This is a genomic window from uncultured Psychrobacter sp., assembly GCF_947488565.1.
In the GTDB taxonomy this organism is placed as follows: Bacteria; Pseudomonadota; Gammaproteobacteria; order Pseudomonadales; family Moraxellaceae; genus Psychrobacter; species Psychrobacter saeujeotis.
Window position 1 is genome coordinate 15,102 of record NZ_CANKZC010000001.1, and the last position, 11,930, is coordinate 27,031.

The following is an 11,930-nucleotide window of genomic DNA, read 5'->3' on the forward strand; positions in this document are numbered from 1 at the left end:
GCACAGTAATAGTTACGTTTTAGAATTATAAAAACGACTAAAATAATAGAGCTAATCACTCTTAGTATAGATAACCTGTTGGTTAGTAGCAGCCTCCATAAAGAAGGTATGCAACTTTTGTAAAGGTACTCGAGGGAAAGGTAGGTGCAAGGAAAGTATTAACCTCTCAAACGCGACTATTTCGTCAGCAAAGGCCTTCGCAATGTCTGGCCCAATCTGAGGATCATCATAGATATTGTCAATCAACCATGTTAATTGTGGAAAATTGCCATTATCATGAACCTGATACAGGGTGGTAAACAGGTCATTAGGAATGTGGCAGCGCGTTTTGCGAATCATGCCGTTCTTATAGTACATATTTAAAGCCATGTTAGAGCCCCTTCCTTAATTTTTTGATACTGAGATAACCGACGTATACTTTATCATCATGAGTATTAGCTGCTACTTTATAAGCATTAAGTTGCTTTGAATCTACAATGACCGCGATTTATAACGACTTACCCCTGCAATGACTGTCTCCTTAATCACTCTATCATCACCAAGCATCATGAGTACAAATAATTGCTCATCAAGTGTTTTAGTCTGTGCCATACGTCTTCTTAATAATGGCGTTGCTGCCATGTCTATGACTACAAAATCCGCTTCTTTATTAGGCATAAAGTTACCGATTTTATCATCTAACACTAATGATTGTACGTTACCCAAAGTAATCTGATACAACCCTTGATGGGCGGACAATTGATTGCTTTGTAGCTGCTGAACTTTATATGCCTCATTTAAAGTCGTCAGCATCGATAAACTGGTCCCCGCCCCTACATCGGTGGCGATACTGACGCCGGTATAGCTCAGCGTCTTAGGTAAATCAAATAATCCACTACCCAAGAATAGATTGGACGTTGGACAATGCGCTATCTGTGTACCAGTCTCGCGTAGGCTCTCGTATTCTGACGTCTCAAGGTAGATACCATGTGCCAAGGTGGTATATCGACCCAGCAGCCCCATGTCTTCATAGACATCGAGATAGCCTTTATGATTGGGATAAAGCTTACGTACAAAAGCCACTTCATCACGGTTCTCGGCCAAATGCGTTTGCAGATAAACAGTGTCGTAGCTGGCATATAACTCGCCTGCCAATTGAAGCTGTTTTGGCGTTGAGGTAATAGCAAATCTTGGGGTAATGGCAAAATGCTGACGACCGCGCCCATGCCATTTATCAATCAAGTCTTGCGCATCTTTTATACTTTGTTCGGCGGACACGCACAGATGCTCCGGCGCGTTTTGGTCCATCAACACATTACCCGTAATCATGCGAGTATTAAGCCTATGACTTTCAGTGAAAAAGGCTTCTGCAGACTCAGGATGGCTCGTAGAAAACACCATAGCGCTGGTTGTACCGTTAGCGAGCAACTGCTCTAAAAAAAACTTGGCGGTATCATGTGCAATCTTCGGATCGGCAAAATTGGCTTCAGTGACAAAGGTATAGTTATTGAGCCAATCGAGTAGCTGCTCACCATAAGCTGCCATCATATCTATCTGCGGATAGTGCACATGGGTATCGATAAAACCTGGCATAATCAGTTTATCTTGATAGTTGTGAATCTTTACCGGTGCTTGATCATTCGTTTGAGCATAGCTTGCCAGCATAGCTTCGTTACTACCATAATCTACAATGTGACCTGTCACATCGTCGACAACCAGCGCACCATTAGCAATATACTCAGGATAAACGTTCATGCCCGCGATGACTGGTAATAGCGTTATATTTTTATCAACAGTTGCAACTGTTGCTGTATTTGGATAATGAGAAGATGTTGAGTTAGATTTTTCAGCGTGCGCACACTCAGTCCTTTGATTCAGATCATCTTCGGTAAGATAGTGCAGGAGCTGCGCTTGATAAATATGTAGAGCCATGGGTAAATCTCCCGTCACTTGGTTATACCGAACGTTTTAGTAGAATTTAAGTTAATAATAGAGATAGAAGTCAGTATCGATGATCTATAGCTTATGACTTATTTTTGATGATAATGCTGCAAAATTTGTGCGGTAATAGATACAGCAACGGCCATAGGCTCTTTACCACCAACGGGCAATCCAATTGGCATGGTTAGTTTATCGACTATCGGCTTATCATAGCCACGCTGCAGCAGACGACCTTTAAAACGCTCAGCTTTAGTTGCCGAGCCAATACAACCAATATAAGGCAGTGATACTTCTGAACTATTACTAGGATTAGTCGCCAAACTGTTTGCGTCTGAACCAGCGTCCAACGCGGCACGTACTAACTCAAAATCCAGACTATGATCATGAGTCATAACCAAAATAAAACGCTGAGCGCTTTGGTTGCTAAATGGCTCAATAAACGGGCGAATAAAATCAACAGGATCATCATCAATATGCGAACGGATATGGGCCGGAAGCTTATAAAGCTTAGGCTGATTTAAATGAGGCTGAGCGTTTAATCGTTGAGGCAAATCTTCGGTTTGAATAGACTTATTTGGCAAATTAGAATTGTCTAATAAATAACGCTCAAACATTTCAGGACGACTGTCTACCCAATCCACTTGGCAAGGCAGCTCTGCTAGTATCGTCATTAATGCTGCCGCCACATTCCCTGCTCCAAATACCAATATCGACATCGGTGGCGTCACATTGAAACATTCAAACATAACCGTGACACTACCACCGCAGCACTGCGCTAGCTTCGCACCTAGCGGATAATGCTTGGTATAGACAGCATCGCGTCTGACTGCTTTAGTTGGCTTTGACTCACGAATGTTATCTTTATCATCATTAGCGTTTTTGTTTCTTTTGGATATTTTTGGTACGGTTATGTCTATCTCGTCATTTAGCAGTTGCCTTGCCGTCGTGATAACATCATGCTCAAGACCGCCGCCACCAAGCGTATCGCAGTAGTCATCCTGTGTGACCACCATTTTGGCTTGTAATGCTCGCGGCGCTGATCCATTAACCGCAACGACAGTCGCTAACACGTGTGCCAAACCTTGGTGCTGATACTGTGCTAAACCGTCATACCAACGCGTGGGAGCTGCTAATAACTCACTCACTGTGCGTAGGCTCACTATGTGCAGGACCTCTTGCGCCTGCTACGTTAGGATACTCTATCGCTTCTGGCTGATCGTCGTCTGTCTGACCTTCAACCTCTGGTGGATTGATATCTGTAGCATGCGGCACGAGTTGTGGCTTAACTTTATCGTCATCAATACCGCAGTTGTCCTCATCTTCGGTCAAACTCTCAAGCGCATCAAAGTTTACGTTTGTGTCGATCTCCCACGCCTCACCTTGCATACGCATCACCGCTTTTAATACTGCCTCTGGAGTCGCAGGCATCGTAAGTTCTGGGTTCTTTTTATAATCACTCAAGCTTGCAATTGCATTATTAATAGCACACCAAACGCTCGCTGCCAGCATAAAAGGTGGCTCACCAACTGCTTTAGAATTATAAATGGTTTGCTCTTCATTTTTACGATCATATAGCTTAACGTTAAATTGTTTTGGCAGATCGTGTGACGTTGGAATCTTATAATTGGCGGGGCTATTAGACGCTAGTGTGCCCTTTTTATCCCAAGTCAACTCCTCCGTAGTGAGCCATCCCATACCTTGCACAAAACCGCCTTCGATCTGACCAATATCAATAGCTGGGTTAATCGATTGTCCAGCATCGTGTAAGATATCGCAGCGCAGAACTCGGTACTCACCAGTTAACGTATCTATTTCAACTTCAGAACACGCAGCACCTAGAGCGAAGTAAAAGAAAGGTCGACCCCACGCTTTAGAGCGGTTATAAAATATCTTAGGCGTTTTATAATAGCCCGTAGAAGATAGGCTAACGCGGTGCTGATAAGCCAACTGCACCATTTCCGCAAAAGTGAAGTCTTCCTTATCGCCAATATAGACATGATTGCGCTCAAAACGTATGTCTTCTTGCGCCACTGCAAAATGCTCAGCGGCAAACTCGACAAGGCGTGCCTTAATAGTTAAGCAAGCGTTTTGCGCGGCTTTACCGTTGATATCAGTGCCTGATGAAGCCGCTGTCGGTGAGGTATTGGGTACTTTATCAGTACGCGTTGCGGATACTTTTACAGTATCTAAATCTACGGCAAACTCATTGGCGACGATTTGAGCGATTTTGACAAATAGCCCTTGCCCCATCTCTGTACCGCCATGATTGAGATGGATGCTGCCATCGGTATAAATATGTACCAGAGCACCTGCTTGATTGAGCGTCTGCACGGTAAACGAGATGCCAAACTTCACAGGTGTTAGGGCAATACCAAGACGTTTGTCACTGCCTGCAGCTTCGGCTTGCTCATTGGCTTTTATCATCTGCTGGCGGCGCTTATCATAATCACAGTCTGATGCCAGCGTATTCATAATCGTTGCCAGATCAAAATGCTCGATTGGCTGACCATAATGAGTGCTTTGACCATTTTGGTAGAGGTTCGTCAAACGCACTTGTAGAGGGTCTTTGCCCAATGTATAAGCAATTTGATCCATCATATATTCGGCAGTCATCAGACCTTGAGGCCCGCCAAAACCACGATAGGCCGTGTTCGACACCGTATGCGTTTTGCAGCGATGTCCTGCCACCTGTGCGGCTGGATAATAATACGCGTTGTCACAGTGGAACATCGCACGATCAACGATAGCATCGGACAAGTCTGGTGCATAACCACACAAGCCAGCCAGCTGCATATCGACACCTAGGATTTGCCCTGAGTCATCAACACCGACTTCATAACGATTGACAAATTCGTGGCGTTTACCGGTCACAACCATATCATCTTGCCGATCTAAGCGCATACTGACAGGTACATTGTGACGCTTGGCAATGATACCGCAAAAGCAGGCCCATGCAGCTGCTTGGGTTTCTTTGCCGCCAAAACCGCCGCCCATTCTACGCACAACCGTATTGACCGCATGAAAAGGCAGATCTGTCACCTCAGCAACCAGCTGCTGCACCTCACTTGGATGCTGCGATGACGTATAGACTTCAAGCCCGCCATCATCGCAAGGCACCACATACGACACCTGCCCTTCAAGATAAAAGTGCTCTTGTCCGAGCATGTGAATATGGCCTGCGATACGATTGGGCGCATTTGCAAGTGCTGCATCGGTATCACCGCGCTGCATAAAATGGCTTGGACGTACAAACTGCTTTTGTTCTAATGCTTCATCAACACTCAGTATTGCTGATAATGGTTCATACTCTATCACGGCTTTAAGCACGGCTTTTTTTGCGGCACGGTGAGTGGTTGCCACGACCAAAAACAGCGTCTGACCCACGTATTGTGTGATCTCATCGACCATCAATGGTTCACCATCGAAGACCGCTCCGATGTCCGTTTGGGCAGGCAAATCCTTAAAGCTTAGAACATCAATCACCCCGTCAGCTGCTTTGACTGCGCTGAGATCCATACTGGTTACCCGAGCATGAGCGTGACTGCTTTTACCGACAGCCAGATGTAGCGTACCCTGCGGCTTCAAGATATCATCCACATAAGTAGCCGTGCCCATGACATGGCTTATCGCACTATCATGCTTGGCAGAAGTGCCGATTTTGTTTTTAGGCGGACGTACACGGCGAATACTGTAGCTGTCAAATAAGGATGATTGATGGCTCATGATGATTCTCTCTCAGTTTGCGTCTCTGTTATCAGCTGCTTACCACATTTAATCAATAATCGTTGCACCACATGCAAGCGATACTCACGGCTGGCTCGAACATCTGTTAACGGCGAGACATCCATCGGTAATGCTTTTGCAGCGCTCTCAAAACTTGCGACCTCAAGAGGCTGTCCTAAAAGTGCTTGCTGACAATTTTTTGCTAATAAAGGTATTGCAGCCATACCGCCTAGACCAATCTTTGCATGATCAATGCTTGTACCATCTGTTGATAAATCAATTCTTACAGCGACCAAGCAAGCGGAAATATCATCTTCATAACGCTTGCTGATTTTATGAATAAACAGCTGCTGATTATCCTGCATAAGCGGTATATCAATAGCGACAATATAACTGCCTGCCCGCAGCTTGGTCTTTTTATAATCTACAAAAAATTCCGTTAAAGATATTATCTCGTCAATATAAGACTTTTTATCATATTCATTTTTATTGACTGTATCTTTATCACTCATCTTTTCCGCACTATTATCATTGTTATTATCAGGACCACAATGACGCAAATGAACGCGAGCATCTAACGCGAGCAAAATGGGAGGCAGATCTCCAATAGGCGAGGCATTGGCAATATTACCGCCAAGTGTACCCATATTACGTATTTGCGGTGACGCAATTCTGGCAAATAGCGTAGCAAAGGCAGGAAAGTACTGTTCAAGTATCGGCAGCATTTGCTGATAGGTCATACCTGCACCAAGTCTCAAAGTTTTCGCTTCTATACTGGTATTATTAGCACTATCTGATGTAGATTGAGACTCTAAATCAGACAATGACCAAGATTTTAGCTCGTCAATGGCCGATAGCTGAATGATTGTTTCATGGTCAACTAAGTGCTGAGTGATACTCAATCCTAAATCTGTACCACCCGCCCAAATAGTCGCCGTTGGGTATAAGGCTAATAGCTCATCGAGCTCGTCCATTGATTTTGGAATAAACAACTGCCGTATACCTTTAGCTAACGCCAGCGTACTAGTTGACGCCTGGTCTACTATATTTGTTGCTGTGCTTTTGGGTAGCGATTTTTTGTCGTTTGCCATAACGTCGGTGGCTAGACTTATGGTCAAGTCCTTTGCGACTGTCTGATCAGCGTCTCTTTGGCGGCCGATTTTACCCATCATTAGACCTGCTTCAATGATGGGCCGATAGCCAGTACATCGGCACAAATTCCCCGATATTGAGGCGACGATATCATCATAACTTAAATCATTGTCGCCTTGTTCACCGTTTGTAACGTCTTGCTTGGCAGTGACTGGCTTAACATGGTTATGTTGCATACGATGATTTTCATATACGTTTGCAAGCGACATCACAAAACCTGGGGTACAAAATCCGCATTGCGAGCCATGACAGTCAACCATCGCTTGCTGTGCAGGGTGTAACAGTGCCCGCTCTGGGTGATGCGCTGGGTTATCCGCTAGATAAGACGCTGTCATCAGGTGATGCCCATCCATCAACGACAATAGAGTAATACAGGAGTTGAAGGTATAAAAAGGAGTGCTGTCACTAGACTCGCTGGTTGCATGACTGGGCAGACGCTGCGCCATGATTGTACATGCACCGCAATCTCCACTACCGCAGCCTTCTTTAGTGTCAGTTTGATGTTCATACGAGCGCAGATACTCAAGTACCGTCGTATTTGGATTGAGTTGGGTTATCTCGTGGCGCTTTTCGTTTAGATAAAAACTAATCATAGCAGGACTCGGCTAAAAAATTGAGCTTTATAAAATATAGTTATAGGACGATATTCTGAACTTTAACAGACTAAAAGTTCAATAGAACATAAGCCTGACACCCCTATAAACGTGACTATTCAGTCAGGTTTTATTTATATTATCACCCCTATTGCTTGCCTACAAGCAATTAAATATCGTTTATCCAAACTTTTAAAACCCATCTGATAGGTTATAAAATACTTTAAAATTTCCAAAAAAAACGGTTAGCGATTATTTACAGGCAGTTTAAAACCTCGTAAACAAACACTAACCGTTACTTATATGACACTAAGTTCTATCTAATGACTTAATTATTAACTTTTTAGGTTTTGCTATGTTCCAAGCTCAAGCAAGCTTGCATTACCACCAATAGCTGTCGTATTGATAGTTATCACTCGCTCAGTCACAAAACGATGCAGATAATCTGGCGTTAGCATGTCTGATAAGCCCTCCATATCTGTCACTGCGATTACTTGGGTTAAGATACCATCAGTATCGGCCAATGTTTGACTGACTTCTTGTACTTCAGCAGCGCTACCTGCAACCGCTACTTGAGCAAGGCGGTCGATATGTAGCAAAGTAATCGTTTGTGAGTCGTTTGCCACACTTAGCACATCATCACTGATACCAGTGTCATAAAGTACTTTGGCGGCTTCTACGCACATCTCTTCTTGGCTTGGACAATGCAAAATGACTTCATTTCCTGTCAATAGTGCTGCGATAAGCTGACCGAGTACCGCCATTGTTTTGGCAGACTCGCCGCCGACAACCATTGTCTTACCACGAGCAGTCACATAAAGATCGTTAGACTCGCCTGTAGCACCCGTCATACGATGTACCTCATCTAGGCTGGGCGCTGAGCTCAACAGATGATTGAACAAGCGACGCGCTTTATTGGCGTCCCCTGTGAACAATGCCAGCTTAGGAACAGCAGCTTCTAGATAAGTGGCACGCTGTACGGCACCAAGTAATCGCCAAGCTTCACAAACTTGAGCATGATTTTTTTTAAATTCGTTCGCCATGTTGCTACTCCTTATGCAAGCTCTGTTTGAGTGGTTGATGTCGTATTGTTTACAGTACTAGATGCTTCGGTAGCCAGTTTTGTAGCGTTTGGTTTTGCTGAGCTAAAAGACTCAGAGCTTAGCTTCATCAAACGCGGCACATAATGCGGGCCACCAGCTTTTGGGCCAGTACCTGATAAGCCGCAGCCGCCGAAAGGTTGAACGTTGACCACAGCACCGATTTGGTTACGGTTGACATAAGTATTACCCACGACAGCGCGGCGCTCGATATGCTCAGCGATATTTTCAATACGGCTGTGAATACCGAGGGTTAAACCAAAACCTGTCGCATTAATCGCATCGATAAGCTGATCCAACTCGCGAGCCTTGTAACGCAGTACGTGCAATATCGGACCGAAATGCTCGCCGCCAATAACGTCAATGGTTTGCACTTCGATCGCTGTTGGCAATACAAAGGTGGATTGCTCTTCACTGACTACTGAGCTGGTACTCATAGGCGTCTGTGCCAAAATATTGGCTGTCGGCTCAGATTTCATACGTTCAATATGACTCTCAAGTCCCTGCTTAGCATCAGCATCAATCACTGGGCCCACATCTGTTGCAACGTAGGTTGGATTACCTACGACTAGCTCTGCCATATGGCCTTGTAGCAATTCAATCAGTCCATCTGCCACATCTTCTTGTACACACAAGATACGACAGGCAGAACAGCGCTGTCCTGCTGAGCCAAATGCTGATAGCACGGCATCCTTAACCACTTGCTCAGGCAATGCCGTTGAGTCGACAATCATGGCGTTTTGTCCACCAGTTTCAGCGATCAAAATTGGCAGCTCGCCATTTGCTTGCGCATGATCATTTAAGCTTTGGTTGATACGCTGCGCGGTTTGCGTTGAGCCTGTAAATATCACGCCAGATAAGTTGTCTGCTGCTGTCAGCGCGCCGCCTACTTCACCTGCACCAGTGACAAACTGTAGCGCCTCACTTGGCACGCCAGCTTGATACATCAACTTGGCACCAAAATGTGCGATTAAGCTGGTTTGTTCTGCTGGCTTTGCCACCACCGTATTGCCCGCTGCTAATGCCGCAACGATTTGGCCTGTATAGATTGCCAATGGGAAGTTCCATGGGCTAATACAGACAAAGGTGCCACGTGCCTTATAAACTTGACGCGACTGCTTACCAGCTAAGTCTGTAAATTCATGCGTGATATCATTTAGGCGCTCCGCTTCGTCAGCATAAAAACGACAAAAATCGACCGCTTCTTTGATCTCATCAATGCTGTCTTGCGTCGTTTTACCCGCCTCGATTTGGCATAGTGCCATTAGCTCAGCGTAGTTTTCTTCATACAAATCGGCAGTTTTGCGTAAGATAGCGGCACGCTCAGAGGCTGGTACTGCTTGCCATTTTGCTTGTCCTGCCACAGCAGCGTCGATGGCTTGACGAGCCAACTCTGCATTGGCATATTGCACTTTGCCAGCGATAACATTATGGTTCCAAGGCGCACGTACCGTATGACTGTCAAGGGGCTGATTTGCGCCATCTTGCTCAAATGTATTGACTGCTTGGCCGTTAATAACAGGTGCTGCTGACCATGTGTTATCTAAGTGACTGTCAATCGCTGTTTTGAACGGCTGCCATTGCGACTCTACAAATATATTGGGCCCAAAACTAGCACGGCGCTTGCCATAGATATCTAGTGGTAACGGAATCTCGGGATTATGCAGAGTCTCATTGGCCAATAGCTTGTCATATGGGTGTACTGTGAGCTTCTCAATCGGATACGACTTATCTAATAACTGATGCACAAATGAGCTGTTCGCGCCATTTTCAAGCAAGCGGCGCACTAAGTATGGCAATAAGTCTTGATGAGCGCCAACAGGAGCATAGATACGTACAGGAATACTGTATGACTGTAAAATATGATCGTAAAGCGCGTCTCCCATTCCATGTAGACGCTGGAACTCAAAGTCTCTGTGCGTACTCATGGTCATGACAGATGCCAAGGTATGGGCGTTGTGAGTTGCAAACTGTGGCCAAATTAAACCACGTAAGTGTTCTGACAATAAAAACCGGGCGCAAGCAAGATAGGCGGTATCTGTGCCCTCTTTGCGGGTCCAAACTGGATAGCCTGACAGACCTTTTTGCTGCGCAAGCTTAATCTCAAAGTCCCAGTACGCGCCTTTGACCAAACGTAGCGGAATACGGTCGCCCACTTCTTTGGCCAAACGCGCAAGCCATGCAAATATCGCAATCGCACGTTTTGAGTAGCCCTGAACGACTAGCCCTAGGCCATCCCAGCCTATGGTCAATGGGTCACGATATAGTGATTCAAATAACTTTAAAGAGATTTCAAGACGATCTGCTTCTTCTGCATCGATACTGATATCGACATCGACTTCGCGTGCCGCTTCGATAAGCAACAAGCAGCGCTGACGTAGTAGCCCTAAGACTTGTGCCTCCTGCGTTGCTTCATAACGTGGATGTAGCGCTGACAACTTGATAGATACAGAGGGCTTAGGCATGCCTTCTTTGACTTTAACATTGGCAGTTGCTTTGATTGCATGTAGGTAGTCATTGAAGTACTTTTCAGCGTCTTTATTAGTGATGGCCGCCTCGCCTAGCATATCGAACGAGTAGGTATAGCCTTTATTGCGATAAGGTTGGCTGTTTTTATTGGCCTCTTCAATGGTCTCACCCAACACAAACTGATGACCCATAATACGCATGGCTTTTTGCATCGCACCGCGAATCATTGGCTCGCCCATTTTTTTGGTCATGCGATCCAAAAACCCAGAGGCGGTGGTACTGCTGTCAATACTGACCACACGGCCGGTCATCATCATGCCCCATGTTGAGGCATTGACCATAAAACCGTTGTCATCTTTTAGATGTTTTTTCCAGTCCGCCACACTCATTTTGTCACGGATTAGTGCATCAGCCGTATAACTGTCAGGCACTCGAATCAACGCTTCAGCCAAGCTCATTAGCAAGATACCTTCTTGAGTATCAAGGCTGTATTCAAGTAGCAATGAATCTACCATCTTGATCGCTTTGCCATCATTACGTACGTATTCAACCAGCTTACGTGTCTGCTCGCTAGCATCATCGCGCTCTTTATCACTAGGCTTAGCTAGGGGTAGCAACTTGCTCAACCAGCGGTCTTCATCGACACTATACAATGGTGATATACGCGCATACAGGTCATCTGCTGACTGAGTAATATACTCAGGTGCAAGCAAATCGATAGGATCAAATAAAATAGGCTCTTTGGGGCTAAACTGGTCTATTGGGTTCATACCAACTCCATAACTATCGTTAAAAAAACCATCATAAATGGCACGCATGGACTCTTAACGTCGCAAATATTTAGAATAAAGCAATTATACACTTGGCCAAATATCCACGATCAACAACCAATAATAGCTGTCTATAGGAGACCAAACGACACCATCACAAAACGAGCAAATCCAGCATAAGCTGGAGAGGGTTAAGTAGGTCG

The 11,930-nt window shown here is 45.1% G+C and carries 7 protein-coding genes; all 7 read right to left on the minus strand.

Going from position 1 to position 11,930, the window contains the following annotated elements:
* Positions 1-51 precede the first annotated feature (51 nt).
* On the minus strand, positions 52-369 hold the full coding sequence (locus Q0890_RS00065) for a hypothetical protein (protein WP_299215879.1): 318 nt from the start codon (positions 367-369) through the stop codon (positions 52-54).
* Between the two features lie 102 nt (positions 370-471).
* A complete protein-coding gene (gene guaD, locus Q0890_RS00070; RefSeq protein WP_299215881.1) occupies positions 472-1,911 on the minus strand; it encodes a guanine deaminase in 1,440 nt (479 codons plus the stop codon).
* 98 nt (positions 1,912-2,009) lie between these two features.
* On the minus strand, positions 2,010-3,080 hold the full coding sequence (locus tag Q0890_RS00075; protein ID WP_299215884.1) for an XdhC family protein: 1,071 nt from the start codon (positions 3,078-3,080) through the stop codon (positions 2,010-2,012).
* Positions 3,058-5,643 carry a xanthine dehydrogenase molybdopterin binding subunit gene (gene xdhB, locus Q0890_RS00080; protein WP_299215887.1) on the minus strand — a complete coding sequence of 862 codons (2,586 nt, stop codon included), beginning with the start codon at positions 5,641-5,643 and terminating at the stop codon, positions 3,058-3,060. Before xdhB ends, Q0890_RS00075 begins: the two co-directional genes overlap by 23 nt.
* The gene (locus Q0890_RS00085) at positions 5,640-7,388 is read right to left on the minus strand and encodes an FAD binding domain-containing protein (RefSeq protein WP_299215889.1); all 1,749 of its coding nucleotides are present in this window, start codon (positions 7,386-7,388) and stop codon (positions 5,640-5,642) included. Before Q0890_RS00085 ends, xdhB begins: the two co-directional genes overlap by 4 nt.
* A gap of 353 nt (positions 7,389-7,741) precedes the next feature.
* Positions 7,742-8,431, minus strand: coding sequence for a 1-pyrroline-5-carboxylate dehydrogenase (locus tag Q0890_RS00090; RefSeq protein ID WP_299215892.1), 690 nt, complete (start codon positions 8,429-8,431; stop codon positions 7,742-7,744).
* Between the two features lie 11 nt (positions 8,432-8,442).
* On the minus strand, positions 8,443-11,727 hold the full coding sequence (gene putA, locus Q0890_RS00095; protein WP_299215895.1) for a bifunctional proline dehydrogenase/L-glutamate gamma-semialdehyde dehydrogenase PutA: 3,285 nt from the start codon (positions 11,725-11,727) through the stop codon (positions 8,443-8,445).
* Positions 11,728-11,930 lie beyond the last annotated feature (203 nt).